Genomic DNA, 18,844 nt, shown 5'->3' on the forward strand with positions numbered 1-18,844 from the left:
CCTAAAATGGCAACAAGGGGCAGCGTGTTATGAATAAATTCTTCACTCGCTTCGCAAGCGCTATAGCTTCATTTTCCGGCTCTCCAACGGCGTTCATGGTGGCTCTCGGAACCGTGCTCGTCTGGGGGATAAGCGGACCGCTGTTTGGGTTTTCGGAGGTCTGGCAACTGGTCATCAATACGGGTACGACCATTGTCACCTTCCTGATGATTTTCCTCGTGCAGAATTCACAGAACCGGGATTCCGCGGCGATGGAAGCAAAACTGGACGAGCTGCTGCGGGCGGTGGAGCAGGCGCGCGGTGACTTCATTGGGATCGAGCACCTCACGGAAGAGGAAATCGAAAAGATTCGTGCACGTCTCGAAAGGGAAAGCGGACCGGATAGCGATAAGCCGGCACCCCATCATGCCATGACCCGCTTGCTTTCCCGACGTTAGTGGCATTTACCTTTGGCAGGCGCGTGTCAGGCGCGCTCTATGCGCAGAGAGAATTCGCCTCGGGTCAAAAGTGGCTCGAAGCCGTCATCGAAACGTCCGAGGCGGATCAGCCCTTTCGAGTATCGGTAGCTGTCGTAGTAGAAGACCAGATTACCCCATGGCGCGTAATAAGCGATGTCGCCGGGACGTGCGTTATCGAACGGCTTATCCGTCACCTGCGTCAACTTTCGAGGCAGATATGCGATTTTCTCGTTGGTCGAATAGTCTTCGATCGTGAGATCGAGCGGCAGCATTTTCATGAGCTCGCGTGCGGACGGGTTGTCAAACAAGGTCGCGGTCATGCTGTGACCACCAAAGGCCATTCGGAAACTCATCAAGGATACCTCCGTTTTTGTTGCCTGACCGAACAATGCGGACGGGAAAGCTGTGGCCGCGGTAGCCAGCCCAAGAAATAGACGCCGGTCGATCATTGGAATGCTCTCATGCCAAACTGCTTTACGAGGATATTCTCGATGATTTGAATGCCAGCGCTGACGCTGCCAGGAGCAAACCTGCGCTTGCCAGGAAAGTCATGCGGTAGCCGGATGCGTCGTAAAGAAATCCGCCCACTATCGCACCGGCTGATATCGCAAGCTGGATGACCGCAACCATGAGACCACCTCCGGCTTCTGCATCCTGCGGCAGTGAGCGGGCGAGCCACGCCCACCAACCCACTGGCGCTGCAGTGGCGATCATTCCCCAGACCGCAAGCGCTATCGCCACGACAGGGAGACTGTTGCCGAAGGCAGCAAGTATCATGGCCGTCACCGCCATCAGAGCCGGGATGACGATCAGAACGCGATACAGGCGGTTGGCGAGAAAGTAACCGATAAGGCTGGTGCCAACGATGCCGGCAACGCCGATGCCCAGAAGAATGGAGGTGAGTATCGAGATATCTACTCGTGTCACAGTTTCGAGAAACGGGCGGACATAGGTGAACAGTGTGAACTGGCCCATGAAGAAGACCGAGACCGATGCCATGCCGATAGCGATCAAAGGACGGTTCAGTAACCTGAATGCATTCTTTGACGTTTTCCCGGGGAGAGGTTTCATGGAAGGGAGGCTTGCCAGCTGCCACAGGAATGCGATCGCCGCGACGGGGACGACAGTGAAGAAGGCACCTCGCCAACCGATGATCGATCCGAGAAACGCGCCGAGCGGAGGAGCAACGACAGTTGCCAGCGCGTTACCGCTGTTAAAGATTGCAAGCGCTCGGGGAACGAGATGCTCCGGTACAAGACGCATGGCGGTCGCCACCGATATGGACCAGAACCCACCGATCACTATCCCGATGAGCGCGCGCCCGACCATGAATATTTCATAGTTCGGTGCGATCGCCACGGTCACGCCAGAAAGGGCCATAAGTGCCGTCAGGGCAAGCAGCAGCAGCTTACGGTCCCACTCTCCCGCGAGATACGAGACAAAGAGGCTCGTGACGACGGCGAAAGCGCCGGAGATCGCGATCGAATGTCCGGCCGATCCTTCGCTGATGCGCAGTTCATCCGCGATCGGCGTCAGCAGGCTGAGAGGCATGAATTCAGACGCGATCAGGGCGAAAACGCAGAGCGTCATCGCCAACACACCGCCCCAATTTGCGGATCGGGATCTGGCTTCCCCTGTGGAAATTGTAGTTTCTATGGACATGGTACGGCAGCTTTTCTTGACTATTTCTTCAACGGTCTTCCGCTGCTGATGGGAGGCAGCGAGGTGAACATAAGTCATGAAGCATCTTGCAATTAGCCGCCTGTCACGGGATGCAGTCATGAACGATGCTCATCAAAGGGTCTTGTTTAGCCGCGCCCGGCCTGCTTGCGCGTTATCCACGTCGATGCAAGGGCTCGGTTCATTCATGAATATCGCTCATGACGGCATGCCTTCGCCGCGGTCTAATCTCGCGACAATCTCCGATCTATCTTTTGAGCGACGCTGCTGCATCACCCCTCAAAGCAGCCCACCGGCCGCTCGTCACGGCAACGACAATGGAGAGTGAAGTGAGCAATCAGAACGAAAACGCTTCTACGGGAGAGGGCCTAGACATGGGCCGCCGCGGCCTTCTCAAGATTACGGGCGTCGGCATCGCCGCGATTGGCGCGGCGTCAGTGATGGCGGTTTCGAAGGCAGAGGCGCAAACATTGAAGATGACGCAGGACTGGGACAAGGTTTTTCCGAAGAGCGAGAAGGTCGATCACCAGAAGGTCTCGTTCAAAAACCGTTATGGCATCACCCTGGCGGCCGACCTCTACATGCCCAAAACCCGCAACAGCGTCGGAAACCCCGCAATCGTGGTGAGTGGACCGTTTGGCGCGGTCAAGGAACAATCGTCCGGCCTTTACGCACAGACGATGGCCGAACGCGGTTTCGTCACTCTGGCATTCGATCCTTCCTATACAGGTGAGAGCGGCGGCGAACCGCGCAATATCGCGTCTCCCGACATCAACACCGAGGATTTCAGCGCGGCTGTGGACTACATCGGCCTTCGTCCCGAAGTCGATCGCGAACGGATCGGCGTCATCGGTGTCTGCGGCTGGGGTGGCATGGCGCTCAATGCCGTGGCCTCGGACAAGCGTGTGAAGGCCGTGGTTGCCAGCACCATGTACGATATGACCCGCGTCATGTCCAAGGGCTACAACGACAGCGTCACGCTGGAGCAGCGCGCGGCGAGCCTGGAACAGTTGAGCCGCCAGCGGTGGGTCGATGCGGAAAAGGGTACACCTGCCTATCAGGCGGCCTACAACGCGGAAGTCGGACCCGACGCGCCGCAGTTCATGGTCGATTATCACCACTACTACTCGACACCACGCGGTTATCATAAGCGGGCGGTCAACTCCCGTAACGCCTGGTCGCAGACAACGCCAATTTCGTTCATGAACATGCCGATCCTGAGCTACATCGCGGAAATTTCGCCGCGCCCGGTTCTATTCATTCATGGCGAGAATGCCCATTCTCTCTATTTCGCGGAGACCGCGTATGCAGCGGCGGCCGAACCGAAGGAACTCCATGTCATTCCCGGCGCCAGCCACACGGACCTCTATGACAAGATGGATGTGATCCCCTTCACCAAGCTCGCCAGCTTCTTTGAGCAGCACCTGTCGGCTTGATACGTCCTGCAGTGACGTAACAGCTCAGGAGCCCGGCCGAAGCGGGCTCTTTTTCCGTTAGTGCGACATGAGCATTATGCCATAATCAACAGGTCTGGATGCAGGAGGCTCATGAATGGCACGCGATACCGTCAACGATCTTGCAGCTTTCATTGCTGTTGCCCGAGAACAGAGCTTTACCCGGGCTGCGGCGAAGCTGGGCGTATCGCAGTCAGCATTGAGCCACACACTTCGCCAGCTTGAAGCCAGGTTGGGCGTGCGTCTCCTGATGCGGACGACCAGAGCGGTTTCGCCGACGGAGGCGGGCGAACGGCTGCTAAACGGGATCGGTCCACATTTCGACGAGATCGAAGCGCATGTCGACGCGTTGAACGAACTGAGGGAAAAGCCGGCGGGAACGATCCGTATCGTCGCCGCCGAGTACGCGATCACCTATGTCCTCTGGCCCAAACTCAGGAAATTTTTGCCTCAATATCCCGACATCAAGGTCGAGCTAATCCTCGACAACGGACTGACCGACATCGTGACGGAGCGTTATGATGCGGGGGTGCGTATGGGCGAACATCTCGCGAAAGACATGATCTCCGCAAGGATAGGTCCCGACTTTTGTCTCGCTGTCGTCGGATCGCCCGCCTACTTCAAGAACCGACCACACCCGAGGCATCCCAAGGACCTGGTCGGCCATGATTGCATCAACTTCCGGCTGCCGAGTGCCGGCGGCCTTTATGTATGGGAGTTCGAGGACAAGGGCCGCGAGATCAAGATCAAGGTCGATGGCCAGCTCGCCTTCAACAACAGTTTCAATTCGCTGGAAGCCGCGCTTGACGGCTTCGGGCTTGCCTACATCCCGGAGGAAATGATCCTTCCTTATGTCGCAGACGGCCGGCTGGTTCGCGTGCTGCAGAAATATTCCCCGCCCTGGGACGGATATTACCTGTATTACCCCAGCCGTCGCCAGGCATCACCGGCGTTCGTCAGGGTTTTGGAGGCCCTGCGATATCGGGTTTGACGGGCGTTGGCGGTCCCCCTGTGGATGTCCGCAACCCGGAACGATCCATGTCCGACTTTCGTCTTCTCTGCGCTCGCTCCGGCTGACAAGTCCTGATCCTAGATCAGAAGATAGCTGGCTTCAGAAATGCGTTGAACAATGGCTTGCCCCGCAAGGACGATAATGTCGCCTTCCATCGGTTGATGAGGCCGCAGCAAGTGTTTGTCGATCGTCAGCAGGAAATGCGATGAATGCAGTTCGCCTGGCGAAATGGAAATGTAGGACCAGCGATGCCAGGCAAATGGCATGGTGGCGAGGGCCATTCCCAGTAATCCTTTGAGGCGCATCGACCATGTTGACGAGGACTTGGCGTGGCGAGCAGCATCGGTTGCAACGGCACCTTCGACAATATGCTGTTGGTTCCAGGTTGTCTGGCCATGGTTGATCTTCCATGCCTCGGGGTCATCGTTTGCCAGATCGATCCTCGATTTTACCGGCTCGGCGATCAGCGCGACGTTCGGACTGAGAAAGCGTGGAACAAAAGAAAACGGCAGGCTGCGGATTTCGCGCAGGGGCGCGTTGACGCGGATAAGCTGCGCCAGACACCGCCAGTCGAAGCCCTGGTGTGACGTATGGTGCGCGGGCACCCGGTCCAGCCGGTATAAGCCTGCCCAAAAAGTCTCTTTCAGATTGCCGGATTGCCGGTTGTAGCCCATGAGGGCCGAACCCCAGTTCTTGATCCATACGGCTGGCCCGACTTCGACGGGTACCGTAACCAGGAAAATGCGGGGACGAACGATCGCGCAGACGTGCTCGATCACACGGACGGTGCGGTTGAGGTGGATATGTTCAAGCGTTTCCAGCGCGATGACGATGTCGGCCTCGATCGTTTCGTAAAGGCTCTCGTCGGTGGCGTCGCCGACGATGAAACGGCAGTTTTCGTAGTTGCTGTAGCGATTGCGCGCGGCCTCGATGAAGATTGGATCGTAGTCGATACCGACGTATTCAACGTCGAATTTTTCCAGAATATGTCCGACCGCGGTTCCGGGGCCGCAGCCGATATCCAGTATTCTGACCTTCCGATTGCCGACGTCCTTCTGCACTGTTTCGAGGACCTCGAGCAGCTTTCGATAGCGGCCTGCATGCAGAAAGCGCGTCAGCCAGTTGAAGTTCTGCATTTTTTCGTAAGTCGTCGCGAACGTACCCATCCAATCCGCCTCCATGAACCGTAGATGATGTCGTCTCGCGCTACCTGTTATCGTAAAGATCGTGCGCGACCCGGCGTTGTATTTTTGAAGTCTGGCACGGCCTACGTGACCTGCAACTCGACCAAAAGGCTTAAGTCGGAAGCGGGGATACCCACCCTGCCTCCTCTTAAAGGCAGATGTCGACGTGGTGGACGGTGAATCAGCCAGTTCTGACCGGCCGTCCTCTCCCTTTTGGTATGCTGCCGATGCGCAGGGCCTCGTTATACCTTTCAAGGAGGCGCCATCCGGGGCCGGAACCGCTGGGAGATGTGGTGGATGGTAGACAAGAGAGCCTTGATTATCGGCGTAACCGGGCAGGACGGCGCGTATCTCAGTGAATTGCTACTTGCCAAGGGATATATTGTGCACGGCCTGAAAAGGCGGTCCTCCTCATTCAATACCGGCCGGATCGATCATCTTTATCAAGATCCCTTCGAGGAAAACCTTCGCTTTCGTCTTCACTTCGGTGACCTGACGGACGCCACGAACCTGTGCCGGGTCATTCAGGAGGTCCAGCCCGACGAGATCTACAATCTCGGCGCCCAAAGCCATGTCCAGGTCAGCTTCGAGACGCCGGAATATACGGCAAATGCGGATGCGCTTGGCACGCTGAGGCTGCTGGAGGCCATGCGCATTCTGAACCTCGGAGACCGTTGCCGGTTTTATCAGGCGTCCACATCGGAGCTGTTCGGGGGGATGGGCACTGTTGCTCAGCACGAGGGTACGCCGTTCTATCCGAGAAGCCCCTATGCTGCGGCAAAACTCTACGCATACTGGATGACGGTCAATTACCGGGAAAGTTACGGCTTTCACGCATCCAACGGCATTCTCTTCAACCATGAGAGCCCCATTCGCGGGGAGACATTCGTCACGCGGAAAATCACGCGCGGCGTTGCCGCCATCGAACGCGGCCTCATGAGCAAGCTGCGTCTTGGCAATCTCGACGCAAAGAGGGACTGGGGGCATGCGCGCGATTATGTTGAAGGCATGTGGCGCATCGTGCAGCAGGAAATACCCGAGGACTATGTGCTCGCAACCGGCGAGGCACATACGGTGCGGGAATTCGTTGAGCTTGCTTTCGGCGTAGTCGGCAAGACCATCGAGTGGAACGGCGATGGCAGTGACGAAGTGGGATACGACGCCAAAACCGGCAATACGATCATCGAAATCGATCCCAGATATTTTCGTCCGGCGGAAGTGGATTTTCTTCTCGGCGACCCCAGCAAGGCGCGCAGGAAACTCAACTGGAGCCACTCGACTTCCTTTTGCGACCTCGTTCAGGAAATGGTCGAAGCGGATCTTCGCCTCGTGATGTTGGAAGAGGGAAGAAATGAATTCGTCGCATAAATCGCAGGAAATCCCGTTCAGCTTGAATGGCAAGCGCGTCTGGGTTGCCGGCCATACCGGAATGGTCGGCTCGGCACTCGTGCGACGTCTCCAGCGCGAAAATTGCGAAATTCTCAAAGTCTCTCGCAGCGAGCTTGATCTGACCCGACAGTACGAGACGGAGCAATGGATGGCGGCGGCAAGACCTGAGGTCATTTTTGTTGCTGCCGCCAAGGTTGGAGGCATCGCAGCAAATGCGGCCTATCCGGCGGACTTTCTTTACACCAATACGCTAATTTCGATGAATATCATGAAATCGGCTGCCGATATCGGTGTTGAAAAGCTTCTCTGGATGGGATCTAGCTGCATCTATCCGAAATTCGCAGCGCAGCCGATCACGGAAAATTCCCTTTTGACAGGCCCTTTGGAGCCGACCAACGAGGCCTACGCGATTGCGAAGATCGCGGCGCTCAAGCTTTCCCAATTCTACTCCAGTCAGTACGGCCTGAATTGCGTCTCCGTCATGCCGACCAATATTTACGGGCTGAACGACAATTTCGATCCGCAAAGTTCACACGTCATTCCTGCGATGATCAGGAGAATGCATGAAGCAAAAATCAGCGGTCAGAACAAGATTGTTCTGTGGGGTACGGGCAGTCCTCTGCGTGAGTTTCTCCATGTGGACGATCTGGCGGATGCCTGTTGCTTCCTTATGAAATCATCGGCGCATTTTCCGCTGATCAACATCGGCTCGGGGCGGGAGATATCCATCCGCAATCTCGCCCATCTGATTGCCGGTATCGTCGGCTACGATGGGCAGATCGTTTTTGACACCAGCAAACCGGATGGAGCCCCCAGAAAGCTGCTCGATTGCTCGCGGCTCAACGCGCTTGGCTGGAACTCGACGGTCGAACTCAGATACGGAATTCAGGATTTGTATGAGTGGTGGCGACACCCGAAGTCGCTGCAATCGGATATGTTACGACAAGCGGCAAGATGAGATCGCCAAATGCCCTGATATCATCGATTTTGCTTGCCGCCCTTGTGCTCGCATTTTCGGGTCTCCCGTCTGCCGGGCAGCCTGCGATGCTGGGAGGGCAAGAGCAAGGCAGCCAACCTGATCCACGGAAGTTCGGTTTTGCGATACCTGTTCCAGAACCACGATTGCCGGATGATGCGGATGCCTTCAATCCGCCATGGACAGAGGTAGGCGGCAAGGGTCCGGCAATCGCGGAAATTTCGAGAACGGCGGGCCCTGGCGAGGTTGTCTCGATGACCGGTGTCGATCTCGATGGACGAACGGGTTTCGAAGTCTTTTCGCAAAACCCCGGTGTCGCGGAGGGCGTCGTGACGCCGTTGGTGTCGCTGACGGCTGACGCGACGGCGGCGACGCTGCTGCTGCCAGCCACGCTTCCTTCATGGTCCACCTACCTGATCAGGCCCCAGCGGGGTACTGTTCAAGGGCGCAGCTTCGCAATCAATCGCACGGAAAGCTGGTGGATCGGGCCCGATGCCGCAGCGCCAGGAGCGATCGTCTCGGTCTATGGACGCAACCTTTCGCGGTCCAACGGGACCAGCCAATCCTATCTCTATATCAAGCCGGTCGCTGTTGCCGGCTCGTATGTTCCGGCAATCTCCGTCAACCCCTTCAAGGTCGATTTCGAGGTGCCGGCTCTGCCACCGGGTAACTATGAAGTTTGGGTTCACAATACGCATGGCGGCCGCTTCGGCTGGAGCGGTCCGCTGACGCTTGAGGTCCTGTCGCAATCGCCATGGGCGGCGCAGGATAAAAAGCGCATCGATGCCAGGGAGTTCGGTGCAACGGGCGATGGCATGACCGACGACACCGCAGCCATTTTGCGCGCGCTCGACGCCGCGGCCGCAACGGCGCCATCGGTTTTGTATTTCCCCGCCGGGATTTATCTCGTGACAAAGCCTTTGATTGCGCCCGCCAATGTGGCGTGGTTCGGGGAAGGGGTGAACAAAACGGAGATCAGGCTGAACCACGGGATTGATCAGAGCATGGTTGTCGTTAATGGCGACGACACCCGGTTCGGAAACCTGACCCTCAATGCCAACCGCAACATTGCGGGTAAACCTCTTCTTGCTTTGCGCAACGCCAAAAACACACGGCTGGATTCCGTACGTATCGACGCCTGGGGCGTGCCGGCGTTCGATGCCCAGGACACCGTAGGTCTTTTTGTCCATGCGTCCGAGTTGATCGAGAACGGATCCTTTTACGGCGCGAGCCGGCAGGTATTTTTCTCCAACAACCGATTCCGGATGACGGGTTACGGCGAATCCGTCGTCGCGCTATGGGGTGGGCGCGATTTCGCCATGACGGGCAACGAGCTGACAAATGCGGATGAAAGCCGCGACGACGGTCATGGCATCGGACGTTTTTTTGTTGCCCAGGCGCATTTCGGGAGCATGCGAAACCTCTATTTTGAGAAAAACATCTCGCGAAACGCCGCGCCCCACGACTGCGCCAAGGTCGATTGCAACAAGGGCGAACAGATCTGCTTCGAGATCGTCGGGAGCAAGCTTAAGAACGATTTCGTCCGCGCTTCCTCGAACTCGGTTACCTTCAAGTCCCTGTCGGATCTGGGGGATGCCGCGCCGGGCGGTTTCGATCTCGTCATCGTTGGCGGGCGAGGTGCCGGGCAGCACCGTCACATCGCGTCGACGGGCGGTTCTGTCGTTCTGCTCGAGCAACCCTGGAATGTCGTGCCGGATCGAACGAGCCGTTTTGCTCTGGCAGCGACCGCATCGAGAGCCGTGATATACGATAATGTGTTCGATGGCAGGTCAAGCTATGCGGAGCATGATTCCGATTCCACCGGCGTTCTTCTCTACGGCAACGTCTACGACGTGGTGGTCGACAGCAACCGCATCTCTCAGATGCGACACGGCATGATGACGGTTGCGCTGGACTCGACGCGGGGACTTAGCCCGTATTTCCTGCAATATTCCAACAACAGTGTGACACGCAGCAACAGCGGCCTCTATGTCGGCACGACATTCGCGGATTCCGGGGTTGCCGGCATCTGGGGCGGTCTGGGGAATATTTATCGCAGGAACAGGTTCACAGATATCGCCTATATCGGCGTCGAATATGAAACCTGGAACCATCCCGGCTCCGACTATAATGGGACGGTCTTTGATGGAAATACCTTCGCCAACGTCCGCTACGGCTTCGTAGATGCCTACAAACTCATGTGGACGCACGACGGCAGCTTCAAGGCCGGACCGGACGAACGCTCAAGGCGGATCAACACGGTGCTCTACGACAATCATTTTACCCGAGGAACGCCAGGGCCCGTTCAAAGTGCGGGTTTCGTGACGATGCATCCGCAGAACAGCTGGGTAAATGTCGGCTCTACATGGAGCGGCTTTGCAATGGGAAACGGGGGCCCTAAGGCCGGCACCGTTAAATCGTCCTCCAATGCTGCAAGGCCAACACCTGATTGAACCAGAGTCCATTCCTGCGAAAATCCCGGCAAACTACCTCTAATGACGTATCTGCGGTGAATTGACGAGCTGCCGGAAAGTGGCGAATATGGCTCAATAAATCAAGGCCATGCGATACCACGGGCCATTGAAATTCAGGCTCGGCGGTTTTCATTTCAGGCGAGGGGACCGACGGATCGTTCGTTACTCTATGAGTGGCGAGCGGTCTGTGGTTCCGTTTGACTGGGGTGACATTCCTGCAAATTTCAATCTGAACCCGTCGACACAAGAAGATTTGCGCGGCGCTGGTGACGGCATGTGCAGAACGCAAATAGGCTCGCCCGGTTGAACGAGCGAGCCCTCCCAGTTACCAGATAACCCCGGTAACCAGGGACCCGCCAAAGTATCAGGGGGCGACGGGTAACTCTTACAAACCGCTTTTATCGCTTCTGTTCAATCTGGCTATAAGCGGTAGAATCCACATCCATCCATCTGATGTCTGCCAAATTTTCGCGCTTTGGGTAACGGCAAAAGGATAAAAGCGTTAGAGTTTGAGAGACGTCACTTGGCCGGTCCGGTTTCCGTCGCCATATTGAGCCAGGCCCGGACGTCGGTCGCCGTGATCCAGATCTGTCCATCGAACGCAAACATTCCCTTCTCGATTTTGGATGTCGCTATCGTCGCAAACACATCGACGAATTGCGCCAGACGTTGCGCATCGCACTGCGGTGGGGACTGAATGTCGTTCAGGGCATCTTGCGTCACATGGACGGGCTGCAGCCCTCTTTCGCCGTTCATGATGATGACGGCACGCTGCCTGACCATGTGATAACCAACCGGAACGATCGCAGATTCCATCTCCGTCTCCCCCGACACTTGTGCCGATTATTTCTGTTCTCTGGAGGAAGTAAGGAGCCTACCGATCGGAACGTCGGCAAACCCTTTTGATCGGTGCGGTTCCTACAAGACTGTTGGAGTGCACTATTCAGGATAGCAAATTGCGACTTGGCGCTATAGTTCTCCAAAAGCGGTAGCTGCTTTACAGGGCCGCTCAAACGAGGGCATCAGAGACGCTCGTCTCTCTAGTTGACGCTTCCTGTGACGACGGCTGCCGAAACCGGATCTCTGCCGGATACCGACAGGCGGACACGGACGACGTCCCCCGCGCGGACCTGCGTATGCTCGTCCGCAGCGATTTCGCTATATGTGCCTGCAACCTGACGCACGATGAAGAATTTGGTTTGGATCATGTCCTCGAGGCTGGAAACCCGCCGCGCCGTCGAGCCGATCTCGGCCATGGATTGAAGGCTGAAGGCCAGCTTTTTCTTCAGACGCATAATGTCCAGGGAGGTCTCCCGCAATTCGGTCGCGGCGTCATTATGCCTTTTGCTCTTCAGCTCCAGAATACGCCGCTCCACCTCGCTCTTGTTTTGTTGCGCGCGCGCCAGGAACGATGTTGATTCCAGCACCTGCTGGTTCATGGATAGCAGTTCGCGCTTGCGCTCTCTCAGGGCTGACTCTGAGGCTGCGCCGCGTGTGACAAGTTCCTTCGAGGCGTTCACGTCCATGTCGAGCAACTCCAGTTGCTGGCTGCGCATGACGTTGCTTTTCTGAAGCGTGTCTATTTCCTGAATGAAGTTCTGTCGTTGGACCTCGAGATTGGTCTTTTCGTCCTGCTGCGCCGAGAGGCGAAGGCGAAACAGACTTGTTTCAGATGAGACGATCTTCTCCAACGCGGTGCGATCCCGGACAAGTCCGATTTCATCGCCCCTATATTCGAATTCGGTGTCGTTCAGTTCCGCTTCCAGCCGGACGCGCCGGATATCCTGCGACAGGAGTTGCATCGACATATCTTCATATTCCTGCTGGGCAGCGATCAACTGTATGCCCGAGGTATCCCTCTGCGCATTCGACTCGCGCAATCCCCCGCCGAGTGCGAAGAGTTCAAGCACGATCATGCCGGGACGGTATTCATATTTTCCCGGCTTCTGGACGTCACCGACAACGAAGATCGGAGCATATTCCTTGACCGCGACGGCAACGGAGCGGTTTGCCACATGGCTTGCCAGATCGCGGCTGATCCGCGCACCGATTTCGTTCACCGTCTGGTCGACCACGTTGACGTTGCCAAGAAGCGGATAACCGATCGTGCCATCTGCACTGACGGGGAAAAGACCGGTCAGGCCCGCATCGCCATAGACGGAGATCGTTAGGACGTCGCCGGTGACGACCTTGTAGTTGGTGCCATCGGCAACAGCTGGTAGCGGGCAAACCGCCAGAGACAGCAAGGTCGCACCTGCGATCGTCAGGGAAAGACCTCTGGACCTTTTAACGAAGCGCATTTTTCACCTCTCAGTATGGACGACAGCCGGCGGGCGCAGATTGGTCACCCGCTTCCGCAGCTTGAAAATTGTGTTCCAGTCGCGGAAAATCCTCGGCCAGACCGGCGGCTGACGCTTTCTCGGGCGTCGTATGCCGTTGAGGATGATGCCCGTGATCGGCCGGCCCGCGACCCTGAGCTTGAGGACGGCGTTTTTCATGCCCGTGCCATCGGCGACCTCCTGCCGAACGACGAAGGAGACGGCGTCCGAAAGAGTGGCGATCCGCAGCAAGTCGAGGTCATAGGCAATGGATGGCGCGTCGATCAATACCAGTTCGTATCGCTGTCTCGCCTCGGCAAACAGTGCGGCGAAGCGCTTGCTTCCAAGCACAAGATTGGGCGGCAGGTCGCTTTTCTCGGCGATGATGATATCGACGCCCGAGGCTTGGTCGCACTGGATGATGTCATCCAGCGATACCTCACGGTTGACGGCCTGGGCAACATGCGAGGCCGATCCCACATCGAATTCCGACCCGAGAGCCGGATTTCGCAGATTGGCATCGATCAGCAGCAGCTTCACGCCGCTCATCGCAAGCGATCTGGCAAGGTTGGCAATCACGAAGGTCTTGCCTTCGCCATCGGCCGAAGAGGTGAAGGCGATCACCTTGGCCTTGCTCTCCGCCAATTGTATGTGGGTCTGAAGGTCGGCAAACGCGCTGTAGAAATCCGCCGCGCCGCTGCTAAATTTGCCCGGCTTGTTCTGGAACTCCCCGAAGGAAATGCGCGGGATGCGCCCGATGACGTTAAGTCCGGTTTTCTGCTGAAGGGACGCGATGGAGCCAACGGACCGGTCGGTGAAATTCAGGACAAAAGCCGCCGCCAAACCGGTGCTGCACCCGAGCAGAAGCGCAATCAGGCCCCACAGACCCTCGTCGGGACTGGTCGGTTTGCGCGACGGCATGGCGCTCGATATGATCCGCGCCTCCGCAGTCGCGATGCCGTCCTGTTCGATAGTCTGCTTGTAGCGGGCCAGATATGTCTCGTAGATCGAGCGGTTTGCTGCCGCTTCCCGGTCAAGTTGCCCGGATTGAACCATTGCCATATCGGTCGTGGAAATCGCCCGTTGCACATCGTTGAGGCTTGCTTCCACCTCTTGTCGCTGTTTTTCGTTGACCTCGATCTCGTTGCGCAAGGCAGCGATGATCTGCGAGATTTCTGCATCGATCTGCTTGTTGAGTGAACTGAGCTGGGAGGATAGTTGCGGCCGCTCCGGGCTCATGACGGCGCCGCTTTCATCGATCTGCGCGATGGCGCGGATGACCCTTGCCTGCTCGGCCCTCAGAAGCTGGATCGTCGGCGAGGACAGAACTTCGGTGATCCCGAGCCCATCGCCGCTTTTCTGAAGTGCGAGCGCTGTCGCCAGCCGCGCCCTTGATCCCGCCAGCTTGGCCTGGAGCGTTGTCAGCTCGACATTCAGGCTTGAAAGACGCTGCGATTGCAGGGGAAGACCGCCCGTGTCGATCAATCCGGATTTTTCGCGAAATTGCGACGCCTGGCGTTCGGACTCCTCGAGTTCCGTCCGAAGGCTGACGAGCCGTTCCCCGAGCCAGGCGCTGACGCGCCGGGTTGCCGTCGTCTGGAGGTCGATCTGGTAGTCGATATAGGCTGCTCCGAAAGCATTGGCGACTTTCGCGGCCAGTGCCGGATCGGCGGCATAATAGGAGATGTAAATCGTATACGACCGGCCATCGTTCATCACGCGAACATTGGTCATGAGGGTGTCGATCATTTTCGATGTCTCGGCGTCGTTGCCGAGAACGGTCGCGTCGGTATTCGCGCGGTCAACCTTTGTTTGCCGCCCTTCGAGCATCCGATCTTTCTGCAGGATGACGAGAACCCGTTCGGCCATGGACCTAGAGCCGATGATATCGAGTTCCGTTCGAAGCACCGGGCTTTCCTGCGGCAGCGGCGAGACCACGGATTCGGTCGGGAGCGCCTGAAGCTTGCGGACATCGAGTGCAAGGGTTGCCTCTGCCTTGTACTTTATCGGACTTCGCGCATAGCCGATTGCCGCGATTATGAAACTGGCGAGAAAGCAGATGAAGACGGCTCTGCGCCGCTCCCGCAGGATGGCCATGAAGCGGGAAATACCTTCCTGCTCACCCGGAGATGAGGACGACTGGATCATGACGGTTCCTGCTAGGTAAGCGGCGCGTTCGGTAGAGGTTGGTGAATGGTGCGTGCTCAGCGCCCGTAAGCCATGTCACCGATCTTGCAGGCAACTTCCGTGCGGTTTGTTGCTCCAAGCTTCTTCATGATATTGCGGATATGCACCTTGATGGTGCTTTCACAAAGGTTCAGCTCCAGAGCGATATCCTTGTTCGCCTTTCCGCACCGCAAGGCCTCCGCAATAGCCGATTGACGGCTTGTAAATTTTGTCGGAGGAACGGATGCGTGTGCCGTCATGCCGAACAGGCTTTTCATGTTCATGACGCTGCTGGCCGGTATGAAACGGCCGCCCGCGATTGCAAGACTGATCGCCTGGACGCAGACGTCGATGCTGACGGAACTCGATATGTACCCGCGCACGCCAAGAGCGATCGTATCCAGAATGGCATTGATATCCTGATCGTCAGAGAGCACCACGACGGCGGCCGGAGACACGGCAGCCACAATCTCTGCAAGATCGCGGTTTGTCTCTGCGGACGGACCGGGCCAGGCACTGACCAGAACTGCCGCAGGCATGCCGATCTCCGCGCGTGCCTGTCGCCATTCGCCAAGATCGGAGAAGGTCAGAATGCGCCTGTCGGCATATTGATAGTTGAGACTGTGGGCAAGGCATTCCCGCTCCAGCATGCGGCGGTCTATGATGCCGATATAGCCGGCCGCACTTGATGCGGCCTGCGGGTGCGATGCGCCTTCCGACGGGTTTTCGGAGATGTGATTGTGGATCATGACGAAGATGCCCCCTGTATTGTTTTTGGTTTCTTGTGAACTTCTGCAAACGTCTAGATTTAATATCGCCAACTAGCTTTGGGTCTGCTTCAGGCGAACGTCAGCTTCCTGACGGTAAAGGCTTCCGCAAAACGTGTCGGCGCCCGGCATTCCATTCCCCGCAGCCGCGCCAGGCCGCGAAAGGTATCGGCGTCGAACCAGTCCTTGGATCTCTGTGTGCCAAAGTGCTGCAAGAGAAGCTCGACCTTCATGTTCATCGCGTCTTCGCTCAACGGCACGTAGGCGTTTCGCCTGCTGAAATCGCCGTCCCATTTCGGGATTTCGTATTCCATGATCAGGTGATTTCTGAAGATGTTAGATGTGAGCCTGTTGATTTCGCGGTGATCCTGATGCGCGTCCTCGCGGCTATGCGTGAATATGACGTCGGGACTGACTTTGTCGCGCAATGTCAGCAGCCATGACTTGATCTCGCGGCTCTGCGAGGGAAAGTAGCTGTCCTGAAACGATGCCAGTTCAATTGAGTAGGATGCTGCTTTTTCAAGAAAAGCTTCGGCGGAACTGCGTGCCTCCAGGGCGCGCTCGTTACCGGCACTGAGGACGCACCAATAGACATCGAGCAACACGCCCTTTGAAAGCAGGCTGAGTACCGTGCCTCCGACGCCGATCTCAATGTCGTCGGAGTGAGCTCCGAGACAAAGGATCGACAGACGATCACCGGCGGAAGCGAGGGACATGTTTTTCATGGCAGCAGCTTCGTGTTTGACGACTTGCGTGCCATCGACGCATCGTCTCCAATCCATGGCATGTCACCACGCTCTACCATTGCCTCCAACGTCTGCCAGTCGCGCAGCGTATCCATTGACCGCCAGAAACCCTCATGTTTGTAGGCCATCAATTTATCTTCAGAAATCAACCTCGAGAACGGTTCCAACACGAGTTCCTCGCCCTCGCGCATGTAGTCGAAAATTTCTGGTCGCATCAGGAAGTAGCCGCCGTTTATCCACATGTCGGATGTTTCCGACGACCGAAATTCCCGGACCCTTCCGCTCTCGTCGATTTCCGCCAGGTGGTAGGTGAGGGGCGGTCTGACAGCCAGAAAACAGGCGAGCTTGTCGCTCTTTTCGAATTGGTCAATCATGTCGTCGAGATCGACGTCGGTCAGGCCGTCGCTATAATTGGCAAGGAACATCTTCTCGCCCTTGAGATGATGACGTACGGCCCAGAGGCGCTCGCCTATATTGCGCCATATCCCCGTATCGATCAGGGATACGCGCCAGTCCCTAGGTAGCTCCTCGAGCAATTCCACGCGTCCGGGGCTCGATATGACGCAGTCGGCATAGCTTTCCGGCCGGCTGTTCAGAAAGAATTCTTTTATGACGTGCGCCTTGTAGCCAAGGCAGAGGATGAAGTCCTCATGCCCAAAACGAGCGTAATATTGCATGACATGCCGCATGATCGGTTGAGACCCGAGCGGGATCAGCGGTTTCGGGACGCTTTCGGAATATTCCCTGATGCGAGTACCCCTGCCGCCACAGAACAAGACGACCTTCATTGTACCAACTCCTTCGGATCAATGATGGATATGTCGGGAATTGGAACGACGAATTTCCCGCCCCAGTTTCTGATGTCGTTCATTTGTGCAACGATCTCATTCTTCAGGTTCCAGGGGAGAATGAGAACGTAATCCGGCTTCATGCGCTGGATTTCGCTCACGGGCCGGATCGGAATATGCATTCCCGGCGTGAGGCGACCATGTTTGTAAGGATTGCGATCGACTGCAAAATCGATGAAATCGGTGCCGATACCGCAATAATTTAGCAGCGTGTTGCCCTTTCCCGGTGCGCCATAGGCACAGATCGATTTGCGCATCTCCTTGAGGCGGATGAGGAAAGACAGGAGGTTTCGCTTTGTCTGGCGCACGGCTTCGGAGAAGGCCGTATAGGTCTCTATTCTGTCGAGCCCGGCATTCAGCTCCCGTTCCAGGAGGCTATCCACGCGGGCTTCACGCGGGAACTTGCTGTCCTCGTGCGAGAAAAAGACCCGCAGCGAACCGCCATGTGTGGGGATCTCTTCGACATCGAAAACCTTTAGCCCATGACGGCGGGCCATTTTTTCTATGGTCAGCAATGAGAAGTAGGAAAAGTGCTCGTGATAGATGGTGTCGAACTGGTTTTCCGCGATTAGCTTTTCGATATGCGGGAACTCAAGGGTGATGACGCCTTCAGGCTTGAGCAGCACTTTCATACCGGCGACGAAATCGTTGATATCAGGCACCTGGGCAAGGACATTGTTGCCGATGATGAGATCGGCTTTTTGGCCTCTGGCCGCCATATCGGTTGCTAGAGCCTCATTGAAAAATTCAGTCAGTGTCGGAATACCTTTGCCGATCGCCACCTTTGCGACGTTGACCGCCGGTTCAATTCCGAGCATCGGGATGTTGCTGGTCAGGAAATGTTGCAGCAGGTAACCGTCGTTGCTGGCAAGTTCGACAACGAAACTGGATTCGCCAAGCGCGAAGCGCTCGATGACCATGTCGCAGTACCGCTTTGCGTGAGCGACCCAACTGTCCGAGAACGAGGAGAAATACGCGTACTCCGTGAAAATATTCTCGGGCGCCACATATTCCTGAAGCTGGACGAGGAAGCATTCGTCGCAAACGAATGCGTGGAGCGGATAAAACGGCTCGACGTCGTTGGCTGCGTCAGCTGCGACGAAGCTTTCGCAGGGCGGAGACATTCCAAGATCGACGAAGGTATGCACCAATGGCGAGCTGCAAAGACGGCAAAGCCCGACGTGATGCGTCGAGCTCAGTCTTGCAGAAAAAACTGCCTCATTATTCATCTGACGCCCCCTGATTTCATCGCATTGTCTTCGAGTGAATTTCAGAAAATTCTTTTATTAACTGGAAAAAATACTATGGATTGGGGTGGGTGACGATACTGCATTCGGCTCGAAAACGTCATCCATAAGCCGTAGGGTTATCT

The 18,844-nt window shown here is 56.7% G+C and carries 16 protein-coding genes; 6 read left to right on the forward strand and 10 right to left on the reverse strand.

Features of this window, described 5'->3' with window-relative positions; all coding sequences use genetic code 11:
• Positions 1–29: 29 nt before the first annotated feature.
• A complete protein-coding gene (locus AC5SEO_RS04560; RefSeq protein WP_025596031.1) occupies positions 30–437 on the forward strand; it encodes a low affinity iron permease family protein in 408 nt (135 codons plus the stop codon).
• Positions 438–463: 26 nt separating this feature from the next.
• Here AC5SEO_RS04560 and AC5SEO_RS04565 read toward each other — a convergent pair whose 3' ends face one another.
• On the reverse strand, positions 464–907 hold the full coding sequence (locus tag AC5SEO_RS04565) for a cyclophilin-like fold protein (RefSeq protein WP_236736254.1): 444 nt from the start codon (positions 905–907) through the stop codon (positions 464–466).
• Positions 908–932: 25 nt separating this feature from the next.
• Positions 933–2,048, reverse strand: coding sequence for an MFS transporter (locus AC5SEO_RS04570; protein WP_111782697.1), 1,116 nt, complete (start codon positions 2,046–2,048; stop codon positions 933–935).
• Between the two features lie 464 nt (positions 2,049–2,512).
• Between AC5SEO_RS04570 and AC5SEO_RS04575 the strand changes: the two genes are divergently transcribed.
• On the forward strand, positions 2,513–3,574 hold the full coding sequence (locus AC5SEO_RS04575; protein WP_495363792.1) for an alpha/beta hydrolase: 1,062 nt from the start codon (positions 2,513–2,515) through the stop codon (positions 3,572–3,574).
• 115 nt (positions 3,575–3,689) lie between these two features.
• Positions 3,690–4,583, forward strand: a complete 894-nt coding sequence (locus AC5SEO_RS04580; protein ID WP_013761305.1) for a LysR family transcriptional regulator — start codon at positions 3,690–3,692, stop codon at positions 4,581–4,583.
• A 98-nt stretch (positions 4,584–4,681) separates the two neighbouring features.
• Here the strand turns inward: AC5SEO_RS04580 and AC5SEO_RS04585 are convergent, their stop codons facing one another.
• Positions 4,682–6,043, reverse strand: a complete 1,362-nt coding sequence (locus AC5SEO_RS04585) for a class I SAM-dependent methyltransferase (RefSeq protein ID WP_495363754.1) — start codon at positions 6,041–6,043, stop codon at positions 4,682–4,684.
• Positions 6,044–6,085: 42 nt separating this feature from the next.
• Between AC5SEO_RS04585 and gmd the strand changes: the two genes are divergently transcribed.
• The 3 genes from gmd to AC5SEO_RS04600 all read left to right on the forward strand — a co-directional run bounded on the left by gmd (position 6,086) and on the right by AC5SEO_RS04600 (position 10,606).
• On the forward strand, positions 6,086–7,156 hold the full coding sequence (gmd, locus tag AC5SEO_RS04590) for a GDP-mannose 4,6-dehydratase (RefSeq protein ID WP_019566379.1): 1,071 nt from the start codon (positions 6,086–6,088) through the stop codon (positions 7,154–7,156).
• A complete protein-coding gene (locus AC5SEO_RS04595; protein WP_060642725.1) occupies positions 7,140–8,135 on the forward strand; it encodes a GDP-L-fucose synthase family protein in 996 nt (331 codons plus the stop codon). The genes gmd and AC5SEO_RS04595 overlap by 17 nt, the downstream gene beginning before the upstream one ends.
• 164 nt (positions 8,136–8,299) lie before the next feature.
• The gene (locus AC5SEO_RS04600) at positions 8,300–10,606 is read left to right on the forward strand and encodes a glycoside hydrolase family 28 protein (protein WP_111789534.1); all 2,307 of its coding nucleotides are present in this window, start codon (positions 8,300–8,302) and stop codon (positions 10,604–10,606) included.
• Positions 10,607–11,146: 540 nt separating this feature from the next.
• Here AC5SEO_RS04600 and AC5SEO_RS04605 read toward each other — a convergent pair.
• The 7 genes from AC5SEO_RS04605 to AC5SEO_RS04635 all read right to left on the reverse strand — a co-directional run bounded on the left by AC5SEO_RS04605 (position 11,147) and on the right by AC5SEO_RS04635 (position 18,701).
• Positions 11,147–11,443, reverse strand: coding sequence for a hypothetical protein (locus AC5SEO_RS04605; protein ID WP_060642727.1), 297 nt, complete (start codon positions 11,441–11,443; stop codon positions 11,147–11,149).
• A gap of 224 nt (positions 11,444–11,667) precedes the next feature.
• On the reverse strand, positions 11,668–12,927 hold the full coding sequence (locus AC5SEO_RS04610) for a polysaccharide biosynthesis/export family protein (protein ID WP_111789533.1): 1,260 nt from the start codon (positions 12,925–12,927) through the stop codon (positions 11,668–11,670).
• Between the two features lie 3 nt (positions 12,928–12,930).
• On the reverse strand, positions 12,931–15,093 hold the full coding sequence (locus tag AC5SEO_RS04615; protein ID WP_111789532.1) for a polysaccharide biosynthesis tyrosine autokinase: 2,163 nt from the start codon (positions 15,091–15,093) through the stop codon (positions 12,931–12,933).
• A gap of 56 nt (positions 15,094–15,149) precedes the next feature.
• Positions 15,150–15,860, reverse strand: a complete 711-nt coding sequence (locus AC5SEO_RS04620; protein WP_013761297.1) for a response regulator transcription factor — start codon at positions 15,858–15,860, stop codon at positions 15,150–15,152.
• Between the two features lie 89 nt (positions 15,861–15,949).
• Complete coding sequence (locus AC5SEO_RS04625; protein WP_025596041.1) at positions 15,950–16,603, reverse strand: PIG-L deacetylase family protein; 654 nt, start codon at positions 16,601–16,603, stop codon at positions 15,950–15,952.
• Positions 16,600–17,412, reverse strand: coding sequence for a glucose-1-phosphate cytidylyltransferase (locus tag AC5SEO_RS04630; RefSeq protein ID WP_013761295.1), 813 nt, complete (start codon positions 17,410–17,412; stop codon positions 16,600–16,602). Before AC5SEO_RS04630 ends, AC5SEO_RS04625 begins: the two co-directional genes overlap by 4 nt.
• Positions 17,409–18,701 carry a class I SAM-dependent methyltransferase gene (locus AC5SEO_RS04635; RefSeq protein ID WP_013761294.1) on the reverse strand — a complete coding sequence of 431 codons (1,293 nt, stop codon included), beginning with the start codon at positions 18,699–18,701 and terminating at the stop codon, positions 17,409–17,411. Before AC5SEO_RS04635 ends, AC5SEO_RS04630 begins: the two co-directional genes overlap by 4 nt.
• Positions 18,702–18,844 lie beyond the last annotated feature (143 nt).

It is taken from the genome of Agrobacterium sp. K11 (genome assembly GCF_059429395.1).

Bases quoted from the DNA above. Each gene is read 5' to 3' on its own strand.
- AC5SEO_RS04560 (WP_025596031.1), top strand. From the start codon at position 30: ATGAATAAATTCTTCACTCGCTTCGCAAGCGCTATAGCTTCATTTTCC.
- AC5SEO_RS04565 (WP_236736254.1), bottom strand. From the start codon at position 907: ATGATCGACCGGCGTCTATTTCTTGGGCTGGCTACCGCGGCCACAGCT.
- AC5SEO_RS04570 (WP_111782697.1), bottom strand. From the start codon at position 2,048: ATGACGCTCTGCGTTTTCGCCCTGATCGCGTCTGAATTCATGCCTCTC.
- AC5SEO_RS04575 (WP_495363792.1), top strand. From the start codon at position 2,513: ATGGGCCGCCGCGGCCTTCTCAAGATTACGGGCGTCGGCATCGCCGCG.
- AC5SEO_RS04580 (WP_013761305.1), top strand. From the start codon at position 3,690: ATGGCACGCGATACCGTCAACGATCTTGCAGCTTTCATTGCTGTTGCC.
- gmd (WP_019566379.1), top strand. From the start codon at position 6,086: ATGGTAGACAAGAGAGCCTTGATTATCGGCGTAACCGGGCAGGACGGC.
- AC5SEO_RS04595 (WP_060642725.1), top strand. From the start codon at position 7,140: ATGAATTCGTCGCATAAATCGCAGGAAATCCCGTTCAGCTTGAATGGC.
- AC5SEO_RS04605 (WP_060642727.1), bottom strand. From the start codon at position 11,443: ATGGAATCTGCGATCGTTCCGGTTGGTTATCACATGGTCAGGCAGCGT.
- AC5SEO_RS04610 (WP_111789533.1), bottom strand. From the start codon at position 12,927: ATGCGCTTCGTTAAAAGGTCCAGAGGTCTTTCCCTGACGATCGCAGGT.
- AC5SEO_RS04615 (WP_111789532.1), bottom strand. From the start codon at position 15,093: ATGATCCAGTCGTCCTCATCTCCGGGTGAGCAGGAAGGTATTTCCCGC.
- AC5SEO_RS04620 (WP_013761297.1), bottom strand. From the start codon at position 15,860: ATGATCCACAATCACATCTCCGAAAACCCGTCGGAAGGCGCATCGCAC.
- AC5SEO_RS04625 (WP_025596041.1), bottom strand. From the start codon at position 16,603: ATGAAAAACATGTCCCTCGCTTCCGCCGGTGATCGTCTGTCGATCCTT.
- AC5SEO_RS04630 (WP_013761295.1), bottom strand. From the start codon at position 17,412: ATGAAGGTCGTCTTGTTCTGTGGCGGCAGGGGTACTCGCATCAGGGAA.
- AC5SEO_RS04635 (WP_013761294.1), bottom strand. From the start codon at position 18,701: ATGAATAATGAGGCAGTTTTTTCTGCAAGACTGAGCTCGACGCATCAC.